Raw genomic sequence first — 24,710 nt, forward strand, 5'->3', positions numbered from 1 at the left:
GATTACTGAATTTCAATTCCTTGGTATTCTACACAGCATTTCTGCAATGGTGGATATCAGAACAAAGATTAAAAAATGCTCCTGCCTAAAACAGGGATCGCAGGATTGCCTTTATATATGGTATAAGGTTTAAGGTCTTTCTCTGCCACAGAATTTATTCCTAAAATACTGTGTGTTTGGCAGGTAGTTCCTCCAAAAACAACTGCCCGCGCACCGATCCAAACGCCATCTTCAAGATGAATTGGATAAGAAATAAAATCGAAGGAAGTACGGGTATGATCATGGCTGCCGGTAAGCAACAAAGCGCCCTGTGATATGGTAACATTATTTCCAATAATAACTTCCGAAAGGTTATCAATCCAAACTTCTTCGCCTATCCAGGAATGATCACCTATCTGCAATTTCCAGGGATATTTGATGTTAACTACAGGTTTTATAACAATCCCTTTACCAATTTTTGCCCCAAACAATTTCAACAACGATACTTTTAGGGACGAGATTATGATAAAGGAATTTTTAAAGAAAAGCACGTTTACAAAATACCAAAGTATTTGTTTGAATTTAGACGCACCAATATCGATAGTTGATTTATATAAGGCGTTATTTACCTGCTTCACCACCGGAGATTTCATGAAAATAAATTGAGATACTGCTTTTTCAATGCGGGATTTTCAATAAATACCTGTGCATATTGCCAGGCCCCCAGCGCCCATTCATCAAAACGGCTTTGCTCCCATGAAGCCATTTCGTCAATGATCTGTGCAAATTTACCCTGATCTTTTAATGGCACATCCCAACCGGCTTTTTTTGATGCCAGTTGCAGCCAGGGTGTTTGATCACTTATCAAAACGGGCCGGCCAGTTAGCAATGATTCAAATATGGAATGTCCAAAATTTTCACCCTGGGTTGGAAGTATAAATAAATGATGTGTAGAAATAATTGATTTTACCTTGTCATTACTTATAGCTCCTAAATATTTTACCTGGATGTTCGATGGTAAATCCTGAATGATCTTTTCACACGCCGCCCAGTAATCTGCATCTTCAATTGGCCCGGCCACTGATACTGTTATCTGCTTTTTCACTTGCTGCAAAACCTGCAATAGAAATAACAGGTTCTTGATAGGCACTATCCGAGCAATGAAAATACATTTCAAAATGTCTGGGTCTTTTTTACAGCTCACAAATACCGGCTGATCCGATTCGGGAAGATTATCTGCAATAATTACCTGGCTTCCTGGAAAATAGTCGAGGATCGCCTGTTTTTCACGCTCGTTGGTAGCGTGAAAAGTGATCATTTTATGAATTTTCAGCCACCTGAAAAGCTTGATAAAGGGTTTCTTTTTTATTGGTTTTACGGCCAGTGCGCTTTCGTATAAAGCACCCCGTGGACACAACACCACTTTACTTTTCAATTGTCGCGTAAATTTCAGCCACAGCGGGTATACTACAAATTTTGGAGAAAACAAGTGATTGAGATATACATAATCAGCATGTGCGCTGATCATTTCCCGTTTTATCTGATCCAACGACAAAGTTGCTTTGCGGGCATAGTAAACCTGTATATCAGGACCTAAATTTGTTAACCACTTATTTGATGTAATGTTTTGGTAAGGTTCCTGCTCACCATGGTCTGTATCGGTAGTTAAAACACGTATATCAAAATCGTTTTTTAAAGCATATGCAAAATTGGTGCAAGACCTGATTGGACCACCGGCTTTATATCCTGGTTTAAACCAATCAACCAATACCAAAACTTTCTTTCTTTCTTTTTGCAACGACATATTGTAGTCTTGACAACTTTTTTTACTCAATCCCATTTTTTTCCATCCAGTATTCCAGGATCACAAATAACCAGATCTCCATCCATCGTACTGAGGCATCGTTATTTAAGAACCGCTGCCAATAACCAAGCAGATTTTTGCCATTGATAAAATCTCGTTGAGCGATGCGCTGAAGTCGCTCCTCACAAAATGTGCGAAGCTCCTTTTTCATCCAGACGCTCCAGGGAAATAAAAAGCCCTGCTTTTTGCGGTGTACGATCTCATCAGGCAGCAATCCCTGTAAAGATTCTACCAATAATTGTTTGGGATAAGTCGGGAATTTTAAGTTATCGGGAATAGCTAATACAAATTCTATCAGGTCATGATCAAAGAATGGCTCTCTGGCTTCAAGCGATACAGCCATACTAAACTGATCGGTATCTTTTAACAGCGTGTGTTGGGTGTATCCGGTATATTCTGCAATAGAAACCTGGCTAAGTAACGGATACTTTTCCAACAAAGCGGGTAATTGAACCAATTGCTTTTCCAGCAGTGTATGTTGATCATTATCCCATTGGGTAAGCGATGATAATAACCCCGGGGAAATAATACGTCTAAACTCAGGATAAAAATACCTGATCGATGATGCAGGCGCATTCAATAACTGTTTTATCCGTTGCGATTTATTGCTGTTACCTAATACCAGCCCGGCTCCCCAACGCAAAGGCTTTGCCGCCCCCCAAAATGGTGCGTATTTCTTTAACTGCAGATATTGTTTAAAAAACGGATATCCTGCAAACAATTCATCGCCGCCCACCCCCGACAATGCAACGGTAAGACCACTTTGTTTAATGGCCTTCGATACCACATATGTATTAACACCATCTCCACTAGGTGTGTCCATTGCGTTCAGGGCATTCGTTAATTCATCAAGGAACACGGCCGGCTTTAATAAAACCTGGTTATGGTTGGTATTGAACTTGCGGGAAATAATATTTGCATAGCCCGACTCATCAAACTCCTTCTCTTCAAAACCTGCAGTAAAAGTATTCGGGCGACCGGTACCAACTTCCGCCATCAGGCCAACTACGGTACTGGAATCGATGCCGCCCGACAGGAAAGCGCCCAGGGGTACATCACTCACCAATCTTCTTTCAACCGCATTACGCAATAACTGACGCACCTGCTGCTGTACACGCAATTTGTCGTTAAAATCAAAATCAACGGTTGGCATTGCGGTAATATCCCAATACTTTTTTATGCTATACTTATTATCACAGATCCTGATAGAGCTACCTGCTTCTAACTGAAATATACCCTGAATGGCAGATTCAGGAAAGCCTACCGATTGATAACTTAAAAACTCCCTAATAGCTGATTTGTTCACTTTTGTTGGAACCATACCGCTTCCCAGCACACCCCGTATTTCTGAAGCAAACAAGAACACGTTGTCATTCACGAAATAGTAAACAGGTTTAACCCCCATTCTGTCCCGCGCAATAAACATCACCTTTTCAACGGCATCCCAGATCACAAAGGCAAACATTCCTTTTAAATAGGGTAAACAATCTGCTCCCCATTTACTGTAAGCAGCCAGTAATACTTCAGTATCGCTGTTCGTATTGAACGGATAATCAGGCAGCAGCTTTTTTACTTCGCGGTAATTGTAAATTTCTCCGTTAAAAATGATCTGGTACCGACCTGTATAATCAGCAATTGGCTGGTTGGCTGCCGTTGACAGATCAATAATAGATAAACGCCGATGGCCCAGCGCGATGGTATCGTTGGTAAAAAAACCATCTGCATCTGGTCCCCGATGTGACATGGCATCTGTCATTCGCCGAATGGTAGATGGCAGATCAATTTGTTGGGCAAAAGATACTATTCCGGCTATTCCGCACATGATTCAAAGAAGTCTTATAATTAATTACTAAACTCCTGGTATTAATTGTTAGTTATAACAAGCCAATTCTTAAACAATGATTTTTTTATATAAATCAAGGTATTGCGTGGCAATAACGTCGGGATCAAATCTCTTAATATTTTCAAAACCGCGTTTGATCATATCGTCCCTGAAGGAATCATTATTAATGATCTTTTCCAATCCTTTGCGTATTTCGCTCACTATAAATGGATCCACCATAACAGCCGCATCACCTGCTACTTCAGGCATCGAGAATAAGTTGCTTGTTATAACAGCCCTTCCTACAGCCTGTGCTTCCAGGATGGGCATGCCAAAACCTTCATACGTTGAAACGAGGTTAACTATATCTGCCTGTTCATATCGTTGAATGATTTCCTCATCAGTCAACCCCCACTCGTATTTATACTCTACACCATACTTTTTCAGCAAGGCTATATATTCATCGTTTTGTTTGCCGATAATATTCAAAATGCAAGGCAACCCTTTCACAGCTTCAATAAGGTTAGGAATGTTTTTATTAGGCGCCGTACCTACCTGCAAAATGACCGGCCGTTCTTTATTGAATGGTTTATCTGTACGTTTAAACTTAGGTGATATAGCAACCGGAATCACTACAATCTTATTTGGATCGCACTTGTGGTGGCGAAGTATCTCCTGTTTAGTTGATTCAGAAATGGCAGTAATATACTTACACCTCCTTTCAGGTATTGAAACCCAGAACAGTTTTAAAATTTTATATTTTATACCTGCTGATGTATTCAAGTGAACACAATCCAATATGGTTTGAATAGTCGCCCGGCGTTTAAGAAAAAGCCCCAAAAAATTTACATCACCGGTAACATGGTTTACCGGACCTTGTTTCCACCAGGCTTCAACGCAGTTATATAACCTTTTAAAAAACCCGGAGCTTTCGTATTTCGATACTACGATCTGGGCATCGATTTTATCTCTTAGGCGTTTTCTGACATCCTCAAAAATAAATTCAACGCTATAGTTACCAACACTTCTTGGCCGTCTGTGAAAGAAAACCACCCTGGGTTTCACGGTCTGCTTATTTTCCATAGTTTTTGTACTCTTCCTCAATAATTAAATTCAACACGTCGAAGAAATCCATATCATATTGCCAGTTTAACACAGAACGGGCTTTTTTATTAGAACCGTATATATCCTGTATTTCGGTAGGCCTGAAAAACGCCGAATTAATTTTTATTCGTCCCTTGTCAATTTTCATCTTATCAAACACATAATAAACTATTTCACGCAATGTTATCGACTTGCCGGAACTAATAATATAATCATCCGGTTTGTCCTGTTGCAATAACAGCCACATCGCCTCCACATATTTTTCAGACCATCCAAAGTCTCGTTTTATATCCAGGTTGCCTACTTCAAGAACCTCGCGTTTCCCATGCACAATATCAATAGCTCCTTTAATTACTTTCTTCACAAAGAAGTTTTCACCTCTGAGATAAGATTCATGATTAAAAAGTATACCACAACTGGTATAGAGGTTATAGGACTCCCTGTAGTTTATGCATACATAATGTGCAGTAACTTTTGAAATGGCATAAGGACTCAACGGATGCACAATGGAGTCTTCAGTGATTGGAAGATCATTCACCTTGCCAAACATTTCACTGGTAGATGCCTGGTAAAAGCGAATGGAAGGGTTTAATAACCGGATAGCTTCCAGCATGTTCAATACAGACTGGATATTAAAATTAATAGTGCCGATCGGTTGCTGAAAAGAAAGTGAAACAGAGCTTTGGGCCGCCAGGTTATAAACCTCATTGGGTTTGTGGGTAGATATTATATTTAATACCTGAGAAAGATCGCTCTGATCGCACTCCACCAGTTCAACTCTGTCAAGTAAGCCCAGGTATTTGAGCCGGTTTAAATTTGATCCATAATGTGACCTTATAAGCCCAACGACCTTATACCCTTTTTCAAGCAGCAGCCGGGTAAGGTATGCCCCATCCTGACCGGTTATTCCTGTAATAATAGCAGACTTCAAACTTGTATTTTTAGATTTCCTGACTGATTCACAACTGCAGATTAATTCGCTACAACTAAATCCTTATTCACAGGCTTAAACAGTGATGGAAATGTTTTATATAAGATAAAAACAAAAAATCCCGATTTTATCAATGTGTTTAAAATCTGCAATGTATCGTTTTCAGCAGAATAAGTGACTTGATAAAACATTACCGGTATCCACAAAATCAATAAGGGTATTTTTTGAGCAATTAAAAATATTCGGGTATAAGCAAATCTAATAAGAAAGCCTAACAGTAACATGTAAATAACTCCACCTACAACACCGAAGCTTCCATAGGCTTCTCCAAGAGGCCCCACGTCAGTTGCAAACCCTTTAATACTAATATTTGCGTAATATTTCATATTTGCCTTTCCGCCAGCCTCTGGCTTATCAGGCCACAATAAGCGAGGAACTAACGACGCAGCTATTTTAACCATCAGAAAAGAACCTCCATCATGTGGTGCTCTAATAGGCATGCGACGCATCACCAGCGCTACATTATACCCCTGATTAACCCGATAATAAATGGGAAAAAATGCTTCTTCTGAGAATAAAACAGTTGAAGAATTAAGTTTACTGGAAAGCAGCTCCCCAAAGAGTTCTACTTTACTTCCTGCATAATTACCCCTCCACGTCTTTTTCCGATAATTAGCTTTCACGCTCTGGATCAGCAACAACATAGCCGAGCTCACAACAAATACAGTTAATTTCTTCCAGAAAGCGACTTTCCTGTTCAGGAAAAAAAATGAAAATATGGTGATGCTCATATATGCCACAACAGTAAACATTCCACTCCTTATGGCATCTAATAATACAAATCCTGTAAAAAAAAGTAAAACTGGTATCTTGTAACGAAAATTGCGGGTATAATACACATACAAAGACCCTACAAAAGAGCTCCAGTATAAAAGAACAGCTACATATCTCAAAGAATCGGGTATTAAATTAACCATATAAAACATAAATAACCCTACTCCTATAAGATATAAGCCCATATTGGGTTTCTGTGCCAATTTATCTTTTATTGACTCAAGCCTTTCCTGCAGGCTGACGCCGCTATCACTACCCAATCTATTGCTTATCGGCCAACAAATAGCTGCTGTAAAGGCAGTCATTGCTGGTAATGCATATGAAAAATAAGTCACTTTACTGACAGGCATAAAACGAACCCAAAGTCTGGCGTAATAATTATCATAATTGTAAATATTGTAGCCCAGCAATGGCATAAATAAACAGATCAGGCATCCATGAAAAGCAATTAATTCACGTAACACAATGCCCTTGCCCAGTTTATCCAAAACGAATATTAGTGCTGTGCTTATAAGAGTGTATACCAGCACAGAATACCATTCTGTTATAAGAGAAAGTATAAAAATTAATATACAGAAAAGAGAAAAACTATATTCCTTTATTTTCAACATAGCCTGCAAACATTGTTCAAATTAAATAAATTAAAGGTTGTAATTTTTCTATCTCAGAAAATGCTTTACAATTGCGGCAATTCGATCTGCCGCCCGACCATCTCCATATGGATTAATATTAGAGCTTGACTTATATTGTTTAGCCCATTCAAAAGTTTCAAGAATCAAAGATGTATTAGCGCCTGTTAATTTTGCACAACCTGCTAAAACAGCCTCAGGTCTTTCAGTAACATTCCTCAAAACAATCAAAGGCTTTCCAAAGGAAGGCGCTTCTTCCTGAATGCCGCCGGAATCGGTTAAAATTATTCTGCTTTGACTCAATAATTTAAGCAAATCCCAATAATCAACCGGTTCAGTTAATACGAAGTTAGAATAAGTTTTAAGTTTTGAAGTACTTATTACGTTTTTCACATTTGGGTTAGGGTGCAAAAGCCACACAAATTTGAACTGGGTATATTGCCTCACCAATTCTTCCACTGCAGCAACAATGTTATTCAGATTTTCTCCGTGATTTTCTCTTCTGTGGCAGGTAATTAATACAATATCCTTTCCCAAACACTGATCAAGGTTACTGTTATTAAAGCCTGCTGTCTTAAACATTTCTGTTGAACTGATGTACTGCAAAGCATCCACAACGGTATTTCCAACTACATAAACATCATTTTCCCGAATGTTCTCTTTTAACAAATTCTGCCTCGATACTTCAGTGGGTGCAAAATGCAATTGAGTGGTAATGGAAGCAACTTTCCGGTTATACTCTTCCGGGAAAGGATTATCTAAATCAAAGCTTCGCAAACCTGCCTCAATATGTCCAAATGGAATTTTGTTATAGAAAGCCAGCATGGCCGTTCCCATAACTGTAGTGGTATCGCCCTGCGCCATCAATAATGCCGGCTTTTCCTCCAATTTATCCAGAAAATCCTGCAACTGTAATAAAATGCGGGAAGTTAATGATGTCAGCGATTGACCTGAAACCATAACATCCAATGAATAATCAGGTTTTAAACCAAATATATTCCAGTAAGGATCCAGTAGATCTTTATGCTGCGCCGTATTGACGATCCGGAACGGAATTCCCGTTTTTTTAAGCGCGAATGCTACAGGTGCGGTTTTAATCAGCTCGGGTCTGGTACCAATTACAAGATAAACGCTCATATTGTTTTTCTTACTATACTATCAAGTCCGGAAATAAATTTATTGAGCTCAAAATTGTCTTTAAAATGTTGCCGTAGTGAATTGCGATCCCAGGTCTCAAGTTGCTTCGACAAATTGATCAGTTCATTATACAATACATCGGGATTGCTTAGGTCGGTTAAAGTACCCTGAATGGAGTTAATGAATAATGGTTCAAGGCTGATCAACTTATGTGCAATCACCGGAACACCACAGCTCCAGTATTCATACATTTTTGTAGGAGCGGCATACCGGGTATTTAATTCATAAGGATGGTACAATATAATTCCTATGTCAATACTGGCATACACATTTTTTAATTCATGCTGCAGCACATGGTCTATAATCTGTACCCGATTACCCAATTCTTTCAACATACTTTTTACTTCAGGGGTGATCCTTCCTGCAAACAGGCTTTTAAAATTGGGAGGCAGCTTTCTTAATACTTCCACATACTGTTTGATAAAATGTTGTTCTGTTCCCAGGGAACCTATATGCCCTATTACAATATTCTCTTTTTGAGTAACTCTATTTGCAGCTGGTATAAAATCTGCTTTATCTGAATTGGTATTAGGAAATATAAATGTAGGGATAGAGCCCGGAATACCTGTAGATTGTTTAAAATATGTTAACCTGTTAATTTCGGGCATAATAACAAGGCTAAGCCGGCTAGCCAGTTTCTTGAAGATCCAGAAGTTAATTTTATCAAATTTACTGGCCCTTGCCGGGTCGTACATTTCAAACTGATGATAAATAACTTTATTTCGCTGAAAAAAGAATAGTAATTGAGAAATCAATAACAAATTACAGGTGGCAAAATCTATGCAATAAAGTACCGATCGCTTATTGGTACTCTGAAACTGAAAGATGCGGTACAGTAATGACAAATGTCTTTTGATCTTCGTAAATCCGCCCTGCTGTAAAGTAGCTGCTGTACTTTCAAAAACAGCCAGCGGGTAAATTTGTGTTTCCTGTTCCTTAAAAACCGATAATCCCCTGACTTCGGCATGATAAACCTGCACCTTTTGGCCACACAAAGAATAAAAATAACTGATCAAATACTTCAACGGAGGAATACCATTGAAGGTACTGTTTGTAAACATTCCTATGGACATAGTTCTTACTGATATTGCGCTGTTTCCTGCAAAAATTTCTTGTACCAATCAAGGGTGTACCTGATCCCATTCTTTATATTCACTTTTGGAGCCCACCCAAGCCGTTGATGGATCTTTTCTATATCCAGAGAACGGCGACGGATATTATCTATGTCCCTTTCCGGTATATTGTTTACCTGCACACCAGACACGGCAGCACTTATATGATCTACCAGGTGATTTACACTGGTTTCGGTATTAGTGCCCACATTAAATACATCACCCAATGCTTGCGGATGCACAGCAGTTAATATGGTTGCAGAAACAGCATCAGTTATAAAAGTATAATCTCTGGTTTGTTCTCCATCACCAATTACCAACAGCGGTTCATTGATCAGGGCATTATGAACAAATTTTCCCAACACCCCGCAATATGGGTTTTTAGGTGACTGGCCATATCCATATACGTTTGAATAACGCACTGCTGATACAGGAATGCCATAATTACGGCCATAGATCATGGTGTAATTTTCTCCTAACAACTTGGTTGCAGCATAATTACTCAATACGTTAGTTGAAGAACCTTCTTTTAATGGTAAATAGGTAGAACTTCCATATACAGAGCCACTGGAAGTATATACGAACCGCTTTAATGACGGAGGCAATTTATAGCGTAAATGTTCAAGTATTTGTAAAGTGCTTTGAGCATTTACCTGAAGGTCGAGCAAGGGCTGGGTACCCGATGCAGCAATTTGAACGCAGGCAAGATGAAAAACATATTCTGCCTTATCAATCAATGGAAAAAGCCGGTCTGTGTCCAATACACTTATCTCATGAAAAACAACTTTGTTTTTGATATCTTTAATAACAGAGGGGCTACTATTTAAACAATTGTCAACTACTACTACTTCACACTCAAATTCGTTGACCAGGGTTCTTACAAGGTTATTACCCACAAAACCAAGCCCTCCAGTTACCAAAACCTTTTTCTTCTTTATGTCATTCAGGTAATTAATCATATTATTCTAATGTTTGAAGTTGTTGCAACAATTTACTTATACGATGTTGATATGTATGCTCGGCGCATACCATCTCATGGCCGGCTTTTCGAATTTGCATGGCCTCGTCGGGATGACTTATATAATATATGATTTTATCCAACAGTTCCGTTGTAGAATCGAAATACAGCAAATGCTTTTTGTCAAGAAAAATTCCAGCTTGTTCCGGACTGTAATTTACCAGTTGTAAACCATTGGCAACAGGAATTTCAAAAAACCGCATGTTTACAGAGGGATATGCAATTTCACCAATTACATTAATATTAATAAAAGTACGGTTAAACAGCTTTGCATATTCGTTACCGCGCAATGGTTTATTAATGGCTTTTTTGACTACATTGGCATTCTTTGCCCTGTTCCAGCCAGGGCCATAGATTGCGATCCGGTATTGAGGCATGTTTTTACAGATGGCAGCCATTACTTCTTCCCGTTCTCCATTCCAACTACCTACAAAACTTATATCATAGTCATAATTGGTTGCCGGTTTATCGAAATAATGGAGCTGCTTATCGGCAGCAAAGGGTGACCAAAAAGGATTTTTAAAACCCATTTGCTGTAATACAGGAAGGATTTGTTTGCCATGAGATACAACCGCATCATACATCGAACTGCATTGCAATGGCCAGCTACCCATATTTAATAAGGTATCGGGCCACACTAATACAAATTTTACCGGTAGTAGCGATTTTACAAATCCAATGCAACCAGGTTGAACCGGCGCATTGGTAAATACAAATACTATATCGGGCTCAAATCGTTTAATATCAACAGCTATTTGCTTATTGAGTTTTTGTATCCATTGATCTACTGATACAAACCGATGAAAAATACGCCCCAGTTTTCCAAAACGTATATGTTGCGCCAGGGCAGGTGGATAACTAAAAGATCTAACTTCAATACCCTCTTCCCGCAATGCTGCCTCGTATGAGCACTCCAAACCCATTTCACTAAATTCACTTATCAGATATGCCTTCTTCATATTAGTATTGCTTCGCAAGATTGTATAAACGATTCTTGAATTTTAAAAACAATGTCGAGGGTATCACTATGGATACAAAAGAGGTAGCCGAATATTCCATTAACAGGAATACTTGTTTAAAGATATTTAAGGATGTAAAATGATTCACGCGATAAGGAAACATACCTACAACAATGCCAATAGCCGCCGGAAAAGCTTTATTGCTTTTATAATCCAGCACCCAATTGGGTACAGTGAACAGGTAAATTCTTTTAAATATCTTAAACAGGACTTTCTTATCAGGAATGCCGGCATCCCGAAAAGCCGAAAGAATAACATTTATCACAGAAGGCAAGCCGCCGTGAATAATATAAAAATCCTTCCATTTTCGTGGTAATTTATCTTTATAAGAGTTTCGATGTTCCGATTTCCCTGCAAGAATGTCTTTTAGTACAATAGGTTCTTTAATAGAAAACAGCCTCATCCCAGATGAAATCATTACTACAGCCAGGTACATTTGTACAAAAATGCTCCCATCGTGTTTATTGGTATTGAACCTGTCGAAAGCATCTTTTTTATAAACAAGGCCGGCAACAAAGCTGAAGCAGCTATAATGATGCAAAGCCACCTCATATCCTTCACCAATAATACCAGATGCTGCAGCTCTGCCATATACATTATCGGGGCTTGATTCCTCTACCATATTACAAAATCCTACTTCCGGATAATTGTTCATTTTAAGAAACTCAACCAGCATTTGCAAGCTGTCGGGTGTGTTTAACGAGTCGTCGTTTCCTAAAATGAAACAATAATCACCAGTGGCCAGCTCCATTGAACGGCGCAGATTGGCATCATACCCTATATTGGTTGTATTACGTGAATAAATAACCTTAAATGGGTATGAAGGAATAAGGGCTTTGATTTGCTTTTCCGTATCATCGGTGGAGCAATCGTCACTGATCACTATTTCAATATTCCTGAAAGTTTGGAGCCTGATCCTTTCAAGGGATTTTAATAAAAAAGCGATACGGTTATACTGAGGTATACAAAGCGATATCTTCATAAGAAATTACCTGTTTAGCGCTGTCCGAACTTTTTACGCTGAAATTGGTCTGGTGTCCAGTTCGAATAAAGGTGAAGCTTGCTTGCCGGTATTCCAATTACTGTTCCGTAAATACCATTTTTATCTGTATAATCTGCTTGTAAGTTTGTTACGGGTGCATCATCACCCACCCTGTAAACTTTATAATTTATGAGAGATAAAGCCTTTCCAATAGCTTTGTCCTCTTCAGATGTATGACTTTCGAGTAGCAAAATTGGCTCATTTTTTTTAATACAATTCTCCATTCCCTGCAAAGCATACACCCCTCCTCCTTCAATATCCATTTTAATAAAATCCGGATACCTTCCTAATTGTTCGTAAAAACTATCTAACGTTACAGCCGGTACTTCTACACAACCGTTTTTATCTTTTGCCCAGTTCATATCTAATGAAGCCATATAGTGGGTATGGCTAAGAAACATCGTAACTGAGCCGTTTGCGTTGCTTACTGCCTTGTTAACCGGAGTTACATTCTCCAGCTTATTCAGGCTAATAGTATCTTTTAAAATATTGTATGTGTTCGGAATTGGTTCAAAAGAATGGACCATGCCTGATGCTTTCACTTTTTTACTCAAAAATCTTGTAAAATATCCTACGTTAGCTCCTATATCGGCTACTGCCATTCCTTCCTTAAGGAAAATATCAAAGACTTCAAATGTATTAGGTTCATGAAATCCCAGCAACATATCCACGTTGAGATCATCACTGTATCGCAATCTCATTCCTTTATTTTTTCCAAATCGAATTACATTAATTTTTTGTGTTTTTAAAAGGAGTTTTACCCCCCGGCCCAATAAGGATGCCATACAATTTTAGTTTTGAGGTTAAAGAATTTCGGTTATTACCAGAAAATAATAACCTATAGGTCAGGTTTCTACGATTTCGCTTTACTTATTGATCCTATATGATTTGCAATGGTCGAAATATGTTTATCATACATGTTCGTTCGTGCAAATGCAATTCGTTTCTTTTGTAAAGAAATGTCGTTATATGTTTCAAGGTTCCGAATGACTTTATTGAATAAAACCGGTAATTGATCATTGTTATTCCTTTCCGGGATCATCTGTACATAATCGGGATAATCTTTAAAGGTTGTTACATTATTAGAGATAATTACTTTGCCAGTGGCCATATATTCCATGATCTTATGGTAATTAGTACCCCGGCTTTGATCTTTATTTACATCGTAACAAATCAGAAAAGCATCCATCCTGTGCAATTCCATCGCTAGCTTTTCTGTTTTGGCTGTTCCATGTAAAATTACATTGGGCATACTTTTTAGCGTATCGATAAATGCTATTCCCGATAATTCTGTATCACCTCCAATGTTTGATTGCTTCACTTCATAACTACCCCAACATTCAAAAACTATCTGCGGGTTCTGTTGTATAATGGTCAATAAAATGTTTCTGTCTATATCTTTCCTGAGTAAGTTACCTGACAAACCTACTTTAACCGGATCGTTTTTAACAACCATTCCATTTTCCCTGAAAAACAATGGGCTTACCCCGTGATGTACAAAAAATGAGGGAAGATTGCAGAACTTGTATTTATTTAATATTTCATTGGTTACAGAAAAAATAATATCTGCGCCCGCTGCCGCCTTCAGTGCTGCTGGCTGTAAAGGCTCATCAACAGGATGAAAAACTTTTATACTGCTTTTATCGAAAAAATCAAGCGGGTATAAATGAAGCAGGTCGAATGACCAAACTATATCAACCGGCGCTGGCATGCTACGTAATATTTTTCGTATATGCCCTCTCATGAAAAAGTGAAACAGGCTGATCGCATGAAAACGTAACCTGAAAGGAAAGGCCAGTTGATGCTCTATAAAAAACAGGTTTTCGTGTACTCCTGAATTTCTTATTTGTATTTTTTTGCTGCCAGCCAAAACAGAAGGCGGATTCAGAAAATATACCGTATTGCCTGCCTTCGCCAGCTCAACAGCATAGTGATGCTTCGACAAAAACATAGCCCCCCAACCTTCAGGAGACAAAATCAGTATAGTTTTATTTTCCAGTTTGTACATTACTTCTTTTTTGCCGAATAAAACTCATTTATACTACCGGCAATATATTTAATACTGTCTTCGCTTAGCTCAGGGTACATCGGTAAGGATAATATTTGCTCCTGATACGCAGTTGCAACCGGGAAATCGGCTTTGGTGTAACCCAGATACTTATAGGCTGGCAAATTAGGTAATGCAGTAGGATAATGAATGGTACATTCTATACCCCTGCTTTTTAAGAATTCCATTAAAGCATCTCTTTGTTGAGCCCTGATAACATATAAATGGTAAGAATGCTTGGCGTTTGGCCGAACAGCCGGTAATACTATCTGATCTATACCTGCCAGGTATTTTGAATACAATCCGGCATTACAAATCCTTTTTTCTGTCCATTCAATTATATAAGGCAGTTTGGATGTAAGAATAGCAGCCTGCAGACCATCCAGACGGCTGTTAATACCTTCAATAAGATGATGATGTTTTTTCAAGGCGCCATGATTGGCCAGCATTCGGCATTTTTCGGCCAATTGATCGTCATTGGTTATAATGCATCCTGCATCGCCATATGCGCCTAAATTCTTGCCGGGATAAAAACTAAATGAACCAGCTATTCCAAACAAACCGGCCCTGTTGTTTTTATATTCTGAAAAATGCGACTGGGCACAATCTTCAATCAAATAAATTCCTTTTTGCTGGCAGATCGATTGAATGGCATCAATTGCACACATTTGTCCCTGCAGATGTACAACGATCACTGCCTTAGTGTTGGGGGTAATCTTACTTTCAAGTTGTGTTTCATCCATACTGTAATACTCTGGATGAATATCAACAAACACAGGGCGGGCGCCGGTTTGACTTATAGTTTCAGAACTGGATATCCAACTGTTGGCAACAGTTATCACTTCGTCACCAGTTCCAATACCCAATACTTTCATAAGGATGTATAAGGAATCAGTTCCATTGGCGCAGCTTATTACATGTTTTACGCCATATAGTGACGCAAACTGCTGCTCAAATTCCTTAACATATTTTCCCCCTATAAAGGCTGATTCTTCAATAACCGATTGAATAGCATCATCTATATTCTTTTTGATGCTATGATATTGCGCTTTAAGATCTACAAATGGAACTTGCATATAATACGGTAAAGGAATTATTCAGATGATGGTAATGTTCTTATCAGTCGTGCAGGATTACCTGCATAAATACCCGGTTTCGTAATATTTTTAGTAACCACTGCTCCGGCTCCTATAACAACATGATCACAAATGGTAACTGGTAGAATAGTAGCATTTGACCCAATTGATACATGGTTTGCGATTTGAGTAGACTTCCATTTGGTTTTATCGCCCATGGCAGGCCCACCCTCCGAAAACAGGTCATTGATAAACATAACGCCATGCCCAACAAAACAATGGTCACCAATAGTTACCAGTTCGCAAATAAAAGTGTGCGATTGAATACGACAGTGATTGCCAATAGAGGTTTTGCGTTGGATCTCTACGAATGGTCCAATAAAAGTATGGTCGCCGATTTTGCAACCATACAGATTTACTGGTTCCATTACTGTTACCTCTTTTCCAAAAACCACATCATCGGTAATTCCTATTTTTTTAAACTGAACACTCATATAGATCGTACGGAAGAATAAATTTTATCTATTATTTCAACTGTTTTCAATCCTTCATATCCATGGGTAGCAATAATACCTTTACCAGTTAATACGTCCACCACATTCTGATATACTTTATCATGATTAGACATAGAACCCTGGTATTGGCCATAGTTATTAGGCGGGTTACCCGGAGGTAAATCACTAATGGTGTAATTGGCGATATTCTGGTACTCCAATTCATTGAGGTATTGCCCGCCAATCTTAACAGTGCCTTTCTCAGCAAATATTGTCAGCGATCCCTCCATATTTTTCTGATGGGAGGTTACAGTATAATTTACAGTACCGACTACTCCATTATAAAATTTCAGGCTTACTACACCGGTATCTTCAAACTCAATGATCTCTTTGTGGCCAAAATTACCTGCATATCCCTGTGCCTCTTTTACATCACCAATGATCCAGTATAACAGGTCAATAAAATGGCTGAACTGGGTGAACAAAGTGCCACCGTCCATATCCTTTGTGCCTTTCCAGGAATCTTTATAATACTCGGCATTACGATTCCAGAAACAGCTCAGTTGAACGCTGTATAATTTTCCCAGTTTTCCTTCTTCAATTATTTTTTTTATTGCAGCTACAGGCGGGTTAAACCGGTTTTGTTTTACAATAAACAGACGCTTATTAGCCCGTTCGGCCGCATTGATCATTTCGCCACAATCCTGTACTGTTAAAGCCATTGGCTTTTCACATAATACATGAAAACCGGCATTTAATGCTTTTATGCTGTGAAATGCGTGCATTCCGTTGGGACTGCAAATAGCCACTACATCCAGATCCTTCGTTTTCAAAAGTTCATCCACATCCTGAAAATGAACAGCACCGTACTGCTGCGCCAGCGCTTTTGCCTTTTCAGGAATTACATCACAAGTTGCTACCAGTTTACCTACCTTGTTAATATGTTCAGCATGCCGCTGCGCTATTCTACCACAGCCAATGATTGCAAATCGTATAGGGTGCATATATATAAAGTGCGATTAAAGGATATTATTTTGGTTTAAGTATTCTTCTAATAGGTGCAGTTCTTTCCAGTAAAGTCAGATATTGCTGTTTCCACCCCAGGTCACTTTTAAATACCTGATGAGGTTGGGGTGGCATTTTCATCATTTCATCAAACTGTTGCTGTGTAAGCTGGAACTTTTTGATTACATACGACATATCCTCTGCCAGTTCATCCTCTTTGTATAATGGCAACTGAAGCTCTTGCATGGCTTCCTCTTTCGTTATCTGACCTGAAAAAATAAGGTTTGAAAGGTGTGATTTTCTTTTGTCGATACTGAATTTTACCGGTAGTATATAAGCCTGGTAAAATTTGGTAAAGATTGATTCATAATGTTTACCCCCATAATCTCTCCAATTGAGCTCACTGGCTATTATCTTTTTGACCTCCTTTTTATTATAATCCATATAATTCAAAACGGAAATCAGTTGCAGACGCAATACTGCATTAAAATAAATAAACTTCCAGAAGGGAAGTGTTGGAAAAGTTTTGATCTTTCGCTTCCCAAAACGGTTATGGATATCCTTAAGATTACGAAAATCCATCTTTGAATACAACCACGACCGCGGCATGGTATGCTCTGTTACCACATTGGTTCCGCTTAGGATGTAAGGAATATTATACTGGCGCGACAGCTTGTACATAGTAGAAAAAATAGCATGGTCAGATACCACTTCTATATCAACAACCGAAGCACGCAGGTAAGCCAACTGAATATCCTTAAACTCGTCCCAGTCTACTACAAGTGTATACAAATCGATATTAAGCTTCTTAATGATATTTTCAATATTGCTTACTGCCAGTTCGGAGTTCCATCCATTATCAAGGTGAACGGCCAAAGGATTCAGATCATATTTCCTTGTAAGGTAAGCAACATAGCTACTATCTACTCCACCACTTAAACCAATAATACAGTTATATTTCTTGCCTTTTCCATCCTCTTTAATTTTTTTTACAAGGCGATCCAACTCTTCTTCTCTCTGACCTGGTTTGGGTAGCTTTGCAGCCGCTTCCTTGTAATCATAATAATAATTACAAATACCATTTTCATCAAAACTGATATCAGGATCGGCAATGGTATCCATTACACTCAATGCACATTGCTGATAAGGTTTTCCAAAATTAATGGCAGTATCCCTTTTTAATTTTTCTTCATCGTATCTCTGCATCATTACAATTTTAATGGTTTGCAGGCATAAATTTTTTCAATGATCTCTATCACTTTTAATCCTTCCAATGCATTCGTAGTGATGGGAGACCTGCCTTTCAATACTTCTACAACATTTTCAAAAATAAAGTGGTGGTTGGCAGCGGATCCTTTATAAGGACCATAGTCATTTGGCGGATTGGAAGGCGGTAATTCAGGCATGGTGTAATCTTTTATATTACATACCTCTACTTCATTCATATATTGACCACCTACTTTTACGGTTCCATTTTCAGCAATGATAGTAATGCTGCTTTCCAGGTTTACATTCCAGGAAGAAGTGGAATAGTTAATACTACCCATGCCACCATTCACAAAATCGAAATTCACAAAACCCGAATCCTCAAAATCGATCATTGATTCATGATTAAAATTGCGGAACCGGCCCTGAATATTACTAATGTCGCCAAACAGCCAAAACATGATGTCGATAAAGTGCGAGAACTGCGTATACAGGGTACCGCCATCCAGTTCTTTGGTACCATGCCAATTGCCCTTTGTATAATACCTGGCATCACGATTCCAGTAACAGTTGATCTGCACCATATATATTTTCCCCAACAAATTGCGGCGCAACACATCTTTCAACCAAACCGAAGGGGGTGAATACCTGTTTTGCATTACACAAAAAACCTGTTTGTGCTGATGCAGGGCTTCGTAAATAATATGTTCACAACCTGCTTTTGTAAGTGCCATCGGCTTTTCAACCACCACATTTTTGCCAGCCTTTAACCCCTTCAGGCTATGCTCTTCATGCAACCCGTTTGGCGTAGCTATACAAAGAACATCAAAAGCAATGTCCGATGCCAACATGGTATCGAGGTTGTTAAAAAACTGAACATTATAATTGCATACACCTGCTTCTTCTTTACTTCGGGTATCGCACAAAGCAACCAGTTCACATTCGCTATTATTCGCTATCATGGCAGCATGTCGCTTTCCAATATGTCCGCAACCTACTACCGCAAATTTGATCTTACCATTATTGTTATTCATGCCTGTTTACTTACCGTGTTATTATTTAGGATATATTTTTGATCACTTTCAGGGCAAACCGCTACTCCCGTATCATCAAAGTTTAACCGATGTCCATATTCACTCACCCAACCTATCTGCCTAGCAGGATTACCTACTATCAGGGCATACGCAGGAATAGTTTTGGTGACCACAGCGCCTGCTCCAATTAAAGCATATTCCCCTATTTCATTGCCACAAATAATTGTTGCGTTTGCGCCTATACTAGCCCCTCTTTTCACCAATGTTGGTTTATACTGATCTTTCCTTGCGATTGCACTTCTTGGATTTATCACATTTGTAAATACCATAGAGGGTCCAAGAAATACATCGTCCTCACAAATAACACCAGTATAAATGGAAACATTGTTCTGCACTTTCACATTATTACCCAGCTTTACTCCAGGCGAAACCACAACGTTCTGCCCAAGGTTACACTGCTGGCCAATTGTACAATCAGGCATAATATGACAAAAATGCCAGATCCTGGTAGCTTCCCCTATCTGACAACCTTCATCAATTACGGCAGTAGGATGTGCAAAATAACTCATACAAGCTCTTTATGATATTTTTTTGATATTTATTTTCTCTCCAGTAAATACTCGGTAAATCCCTGCTCGCCATTTTCCAGGTCTGTACTTTTTGCGGTATAATCAATTATCAATAATTGATTATTGCCTGCAGAAATTACATTCGCATATTTTTTAACCGGAGTAACAGGAAAAGGAAACTGTATACTTCTTTTACCACTATTACCATGTACCCTAACTTTCACTTTTTGTGCATTATATTCTATTTCAATAAAGCCGCCTGTGATCTGCCAGCCATCCTTTTTCAAACTGCCCTTTTCTGTTAGCACTCCCATAATAGCACCCTGCTTCTTTTTCAGGTAATAATAAGTTGGCGTAACTATAAGATCGTCGCCATTTATCTCGATGGAGATTTCATTACCTGGCAATTGTTTTACACGATTATTATAAGGGTCAATTCCTTTTTTGTAAGGAAGAAGTATGGAAAAGAAAGGACGGCTGCTCTTTAACCGGAGGATCTGCTGCTCTTCACTATAATTGCGTCCATTGGTTTTTAAAAACTCTCTTTGTTCCACATCGTTCTGCCAGAAATTGGCCCAGGCAGATAAGGTAAACTGGATCGGTTCACTACAAGAAGAAAATAAATGCCAGTTAATACCTCCGGTAGGATGCGCCGGCCATGCCTGTCCAGTAAAGGAAAAGCGATGAAGCCCCGCCGAAAGATCCTTTACAGTTGTTGCTTCAGGTAATTCCTTCCGATCGCCGTTATTATACAGTTTTTTTACAGGCAACACAGCACCTGCATCTGTTGTTACTGTCCCATCCGACATCATGGGCATATTCCATATGGCGGACCCATTTCCTTTAATACTGTCATACATTATTATTACAGGAGCATCGGTTTGTGTAACAATCATTGAAACCTGCCGGTACCATTCCTGACCCTCACGTTTCATTTGTACAGTCGTGCTGTTGCTGTAACCAAGTTTGGCAAATTGTTGTGATGAAGAAGCAGGCCAGGTGCGGTTGGTCAGGGATCTTTCAGCAATGGGCTGATTGGCGGTTTTCCATTGGGGAAACAGTTGTTCAGGCACAACTACACTTTTAATACGTGCATCAGTAGCATGGGGATAGTAAAAACTGCTCCAGGCAACTGATAACGGCGCCTGCAAGGCATAAATCGCTATTTCACCGGCATCATCCATGCGATGATCGTAATAACGTTCCCCATTCAATACCCAAAGAGCCGTTTCATCAGTAGAATTTAAACCGCTTCTGAAATGAGACATGTAGCCTGTATAGTTACACGAATAAGCATTAAAATTTATTCGGGGTTCGCGGCTAAAATTAGAAGCCAGTATTATTGAACCTGCGGTACTAAATCTGGCCGGACCATTATAATATAATGACAATAATTGTTCGCTTAGTAATGTATCAGTTCTTTGGAAACCAGTGGCCAGTATGGCAAAAATGGCCGAACTTTCTTCAGAACCATCTCCAAATGAGATCAATTTGCGGTTTCCTGAAAAACGGCAGGAAGGAGGTGTTAGAAGGCTTGAATAAAAGCGCGCAAATTTCTTTACCCGCTCATTTGTTTTAAACAGGTCTGCTACGCCTGCCTGCTTTATCTGCAGCATCGAAAACAATATAGGTTCTATAGACGGCTGCGTATAATGCGGAGAGCCAATACTGGCTCCATTTTCATAAATAGCCTCATTGATGTCTTTATTAATATCAGAAGCTGCTTTTCGGGCTCTTTCTTTAAACTCAGGATCATCGGCCAGCAACAATGCAAAAAAGGTTCTTGAGTTATTCCGAAATTGAAGCGACATATTTGCCGGCCCAAAATTCACACCAGAGCTATCGAACAGGGGTATATTATTATCATCCCACATGATACGCGCCATTAACCCAACCAGTTGTTCCAGTTTTTTTCTTTCTTCGGCTGTGATTTGGGTTTCAGGGTCAGCCAGTAAACAAGAAAGAACCATTGTATAATACTTAAAATTCCGGGCACCCATCCAATAACGGTTATTAAAATCGTAGGTACCCTCGCCTACTGTATATTGTTGTACTAATTGTTCTCTCATTTCCAACATACCTTTCAACACATTTTTACGGGCTATCGGATACCTCCAAACATCAAAGATGTCTTTATACCCTCCTTCTGCCTGGCATAGGGACTGATAAAAACTCTCATCTCTTTTAATACGCTTATAAATACCCTCTATATTTTCAACAGATGTATAAATTGCTCCTTTGTAAAAAGCAGGAATCAATTTTACCGGTTTATTCAGATATTCCCTGATAACTGCTCCAAGGCCCGATACCCGGTTTAGTTCAATGCCAATAGGCTGAATCTTTTCGGGTGAAAGCAAATCCTTTTTTGTGCTAATGAAAGCAACCCACTGAAAACGCTTACGGGGAAAATAGCTATTATCGGGTCCTACTCTTATAACTGATAAATGAAGTTCTGCATCATTTGTCCCTTTATCATCTGGATCTGAGGGCCTGGTTTGAAGCGCAGGTCCTGCAAATTTTGCGCCTATTAACCGGCTGGGTTTACCTTGAAAAAAGCCAAAAAGGTTGGAAGAATTATCGCGGCTGTTATATACCTGCCAGTAACGTCCTGTATTCACCTCTCCACCCGCCGGATCCCATAAAGAGAGCCTTGGATGCATAACAGGTTTCCCGTAATTAAGATCCACCGTTGCATCCATAGGGGCACCCCGCTTGTTCTCGGGCCGATATAATTCACCTCCAGGCTCATAGCCGTATTCCTTTGAATCAGATGACCATCCCCGGTAGCGAGCTTTATCCGGCGCAAGGCCATTACTTATTTTTACATTATACGTAAGATCGTTATCTGTATATTCTTCAATCAAAATTGTTTTTTCGCCTTTACGTACTGTTATTGAGCAATTATAAAAACCGGGATCTGAAGTTTTTTTCTTCTGAAATCTATACTCCAGTTGAACAGCCAATTCACTTTCAGATCGGGTAAGGATTTTTATTGCCAGTGAAACAGGAGGAGTAGCGGTATTTAAATAGTTTATGGTATTGTCTGAATAAACGCCGTTGGCATAAATAAATGACTGAATGGGAGCCAGATTAAATTGTTTGGCCTTTATTGCAGCTTCACCCGGGATTACTATTCCTAATAGTCCATTTCTTATCTCCGTAAACCCTGATTTATTAACTGATACAGAAACAGATTGTGTGTAGCCACAAAATGAGCTTCCCAACGATAAGAACAAAAACAAACAATATATCGATCTTATAAATACGGTTCTTCTATTCATGCAAACAATACAATAATTGCGAAAGAATATTGGATAATAGAGAAAAATAGCTTTATGTTATGGAATTATATAGCTGTGTCATTAAATCAGTTTGCGAAGGATAACTAATTAATACAGCATTGTGAGGCCGTTGAAAAACGAACATGCTTCCTGCTGCTACAGCAGAGGCTCCGCCTTCAACAATGGCCTGTTTGAAATCTGTTAATGAGCCGGCACCACCACAGGCAACTACCGGTATATTTACCGCGCGGCTTATCTGTTGTACAATATCAATATCAAATCCTTTATAGGTCCCGTCTCTTTCAATTACATTCAGCAGAATCTCTCCTGCGCCCAGTTTTTCACATTCGCATGCATAATCTACCGGATTCTTTTTGGTGTTTTCAGTACCATTATTTATATAAACATTATACTTACCCCATACATTTTTTTTCACATCAATACTCACTACCACGCTCTGACTGCCGAAACGCTCTGCAATCCTGGAAATAAAAGAAGGTTGAGTGAATGCACTTTTATTAATAATGACCTTTTCAATGCCATTAAAAAGAATGTCTTTAACTTCTTTAATATCAGTAATTCCACCACCATACGATAAGGGCATAAATGCTTCGCCGGCAATTTCAGCTATCTTGTTCAGGTCGGGCTTCTTTCCTTCCCTGGTAGCCGAAATATCTATCAATGCGAGTTCATCTACTTCTTTTTCATTAAATATTTTTACTGCATTAATAGGATCGCCTACGTATTTATGATTTTTAAACTGTACCGATTTTACCAGGCCTTCTCCTTTCAACAGTAAAACAGGTATTACACGAACTCGTTTCATACCAATCAGAAATTTTTTACAAAGTTCTCATACAACTTCATTCCAAAGCGGTGACTTTTTTCAGGATGGAACTGTACACCCATTATATTATCCTGTTGTACCGATGCAGTAAACTCATATCCATATTGTGCTGTAGCTGAAACAACAGTGGCCTCGTCACAAACCAGGTGATAAGAATGCACAAAATAAAATCGTGGCGTTTCAAAACCAGCGTATAAGCCGTTCTTTGCAGCAGGGTGAACATCATTCCATCCCATGTGTGGTATTTTAAAGCCGGCAGGTAATTGATCTTTTTTGAACCTGATCACTTTACCTTTAAGCCATCCTAATCCGTTTTCATTTCCTTCCTCACTCGATTCCATAAGCATTTGGCAACCCACGCAAACACCCAAAACAGGAACTTTATTATTTATTACCTGCTGTTGCAAGAGGTCGTAAAACGGAGCGGCTTTCAACTGGTTCATGCAGTAGTCAAAATGCCCCACGCCCGGCAATATCAGCTTTTTAGCCTGTTCAATAACTGCCAGGTCGGCGGTGATAGTAGCCGGTACGCCAATCTTCTTTAGCATATTGCGTATAGAAGAAACATTTCCAATTCCATAATCTAAAATCGCAATCATA

Annotated in this window: 22 protein-coding genes; all 22 read right to left on the reverse strand. The window is 39.0% G+C overall.

The genetic code is table 11. The annotated features are described in order from the left end of the window. Positions 1 to 68: 68 nt before the first annotated feature. Positions 69 to 632, reverse strand: coding sequence for a WcaF family extracellular polysaccharide biosynthesis acetyltransferase (locus FAM09_RS05205; RefSeq protein ID WP_136575994.1), 564 nt, complete (start codon positions 630 to 632; stop codon positions 69 to 71). After that, positions 629 to 1,813 carry a glycosyltransferase gene (locus FAM09_RS05210; RefSeq protein WP_166437032.1) on the reverse strand — a complete coding sequence of 395 codons (1,185 nt, stop codon included), beginning with the start codon at positions 1,811 to 1,813 and terminating at the stop codon, positions 629 to 631. Before FAM09_RS05210 ends, FAM09_RS05205 begins: the two co-directional genes overlap by 4 nt. Then, positions 1,806 to 3,665, reverse strand: a complete 1,860-nt coding sequence (asnB, locus tag FAM09_RS05215; RefSeq protein ID WP_136575996.1) for an asparagine synthase (glutamine-hydrolyzing) — start codon at positions 3,663 to 3,665, stop codon at positions 1,806 to 1,808. Before asnB ends, FAM09_RS05210 begins: the two co-directional genes overlap by 8 nt. A gap of 69 nt (positions 3,666 to 3,734) precedes the next feature. Further along, on the reverse strand, positions 3,735 to 4,748 hold the full coding sequence (locus tag FAM09_RS05220) for a glycosyltransferase family 4 protein (RefSeq protein ID WP_136575997.1): 1,014 nt from the start codon (positions 4,746 to 4,748) through the stop codon (positions 3,735 to 3,737). Further along, positions 4,738 to 5,700: a GDP-mannose 4,6-dehydratase gene (locus FAM09_RS05225; protein WP_136575998.1), complete on the reverse strand. Its 963-nt coding sequence runs from the start codon at positions 5,698 to 5,700 to the stop codon at positions 4,738 to 4,740. Before FAM09_RS05225 ends, FAM09_RS05220 begins: the two co-directional genes overlap by 11 nt. 41 nt (positions 5,701 to 5,741) lie before the next feature. Next, positions 5,742 to 7,022 (reverse strand): hypothetical protein, encoded by a 1,281-nt coding sequence (locus tag FAM09_RS05230; protein WP_136575999.1) that lies wholly within the window; start codon positions 7,020 to 7,022, stop codon positions 5,742 to 5,744. Between the two features lie 171 nt (positions 7,023 to 7,193). Then, positions 7,194 to 8,300, reverse strand: a complete 1,107-nt coding sequence (wecB, locus tag FAM09_RS05235) for a non-hydrolyzing UDP-N-acetylglucosamine 2-epimerase (RefSeq protein ID WP_136576000.1) — start codon at positions 8,298 to 8,300, stop codon at positions 7,194 to 7,196. Further along, positions 8,297 to 9,433, reverse strand: coding sequence for a glycosyltransferase (locus FAM09_RS05240; RefSeq protein ID WP_136576001.1), 1,137 nt, complete (start codon positions 9,431 to 9,433; stop codon positions 8,297 to 8,299). The genes wecB and FAM09_RS05240 overlap by 4 nt, the downstream gene beginning before the upstream one ends. A gap of 5 nt (positions 9,434 to 9,438) precedes the next feature. Further along, positions 9,439 to 10,431, reverse strand: coding sequence for an NAD-dependent epimerase/dehydratase family protein (locus tag FAM09_RS05245; RefSeq protein WP_136576002.1), 993 nt, complete (start codon positions 10,429 to 10,431; stop codon positions 9,439 to 9,441). Between the two features lies 1 nt (position 10,432). Then, complete coding sequence (locus FAM09_RS05250; RefSeq protein WP_136576003.1) at positions 10,433 to 11,449, reverse strand: CgeB family protein; 1,017 nt, start codon at positions 11,447 to 11,449, stop codon at positions 10,433 to 10,435. Position 11,450: 1 nt separating this feature from the next. After that, the gene (locus FAM09_RS05255; protein WP_136576004.1) at positions 11,451 to 12,491 is read right to left on the reverse strand and encodes a glycosyltransferase family 2 protein; all 1,041 of its coding nucleotides are present in this window, start codon (positions 12,489 to 12,491) and stop codon (positions 11,451 to 11,453) included. A 14-nt stretch (positions 12,492 to 12,505) separates the two neighbouring features. Beyond that, on the reverse strand, positions 12,506 to 13,336 hold the full coding sequence (locus FAM09_RS05260) for an FkbM family methyltransferase (RefSeq protein WP_136576005.1): 831 nt from the start codon (positions 13,334 to 13,336) through the stop codon (positions 12,506 to 12,508). Between the two features lie 68 nt (positions 13,337 to 13,404). Continuing rightward, the gene (locus FAM09_RS05265) at positions 13,405 to 14,559 is read right to left on the reverse strand and encodes a glycosyltransferase family protein (protein WP_136576006.1); all 1,155 of its coding nucleotides are present in this window, start codon (positions 14,557 to 14,559) and stop codon (positions 13,405 to 13,407) included. Then, positions 14,559 to 15,674 carry a DegT/DnrJ/EryC1/StrS family aminotransferase gene (locus FAM09_RS05270; protein WP_136576007.1) on the reverse strand — a complete coding sequence of 372 codons (1,116 nt, stop codon included), beginning with the start codon at positions 15,672 to 15,674 and terminating at the stop codon, positions 14,559 to 14,561. The genes FAM09_RS05265 and FAM09_RS05270 overlap by 1 nt, the downstream gene beginning before the upstream one ends. A 17-nt stretch (positions 15,675 to 15,691) precedes the next feature. Beyond that, the gene (locus tag FAM09_RS05275; protein ID WP_136576008.1) at positions 15,692 to 16,168 is read right to left on the reverse strand and encodes an acyltransferase; all 477 of its coding nucleotides are present in this window, start codon (positions 16,166 to 16,168) and stop codon (positions 15,692 to 15,694) included. Continuing rightward, positions 16,165 to 17,172, reverse strand: a complete 1,008-nt coding sequence (locus tag FAM09_RS05280; protein WP_136576009.1) for a Gfo/Idh/MocA family protein — start codon at positions 17,170 to 17,172, stop codon at positions 16,165 to 16,167. Before FAM09_RS05280 ends, FAM09_RS05275 begins: the two co-directional genes overlap by 4 nt. Positions 17,173 to 17,197: 25 nt before the next feature. Beyond that, a complete protein-coding gene (locus FAM09_RS05285; protein ID WP_136576010.1) occupies positions 17,198 to 18,382 on the reverse strand; it encodes an N-acetyl sugar amidotransferase in 1,185 nt (394 codons plus the stop codon). Next, positions 18,382 to 19,413: a Gfo/Idh/MocA family protein gene (locus FAM09_RS05290; RefSeq protein ID WP_136576011.1), complete on the reverse strand. Its 1,032-nt coding sequence runs from the start codon at positions 19,411 to 19,413 to the stop codon at positions 18,382 to 18,384. Before FAM09_RS05290 ends, FAM09_RS05285 begins: the two co-directional genes overlap by 1 nt. Further along, a complete protein-coding gene (locus FAM09_RS05295; RefSeq protein ID WP_136576012.1) occupies positions 19,410 to 19,982 on the reverse strand; it encodes an acyltransferase in 573 nt (190 codons plus the stop codon). The genes FAM09_RS05290 and FAM09_RS05295 overlap by 4 nt, the downstream gene beginning before the upstream one ends. A 29-nt stretch (positions 19,983 to 20,011) precedes the next feature. Then, positions 20,012 to 23,263 (reverse strand): hypothetical protein, encoded by a 3,252-nt coding sequence (locus tag FAM09_RS05300; protein WP_136576013.1) that lies wholly within the window; start codon positions 23,261 to 23,263, stop codon positions 20,012 to 20,014. A 52-nt stretch (positions 23,264 to 23,315) separates the two neighbouring features. Then, complete coding sequence (locus FAM09_RS05305) at positions 23,316 to 24,089, reverse strand: AglZ/HisF2 family acetamidino modification protein (protein WP_136576014.1); 774 nt, start codon at positions 24,087 to 24,089, stop codon at positions 23,316 to 23,318. 5 nt (positions 24,090 to 24,094) lie between these two features. Continuing rightward, positions 24,095 to 24,709, reverse strand: coding sequence for an imidazole glycerol phosphate synthase subunit HisH (gene hisH / locus FAM09_RS05310; RefSeq protein WP_136576015.1), 615 nt, complete (start codon positions 24,707 to 24,709; stop codon positions 24,095 to 24,097). Position 24,710: the final 1 nt, after the last annotated feature.

Origin of the sequence: Niastella caeni (genome assembly GCF_004834005.1) — a bacterium.
In the GTDB taxonomy this organism is placed as follows: Bacteria; Bacteroidota; Bacteroidia; order Chitinophagales; family Chitinophagaceae; genus Niastella; species Niastella caeni.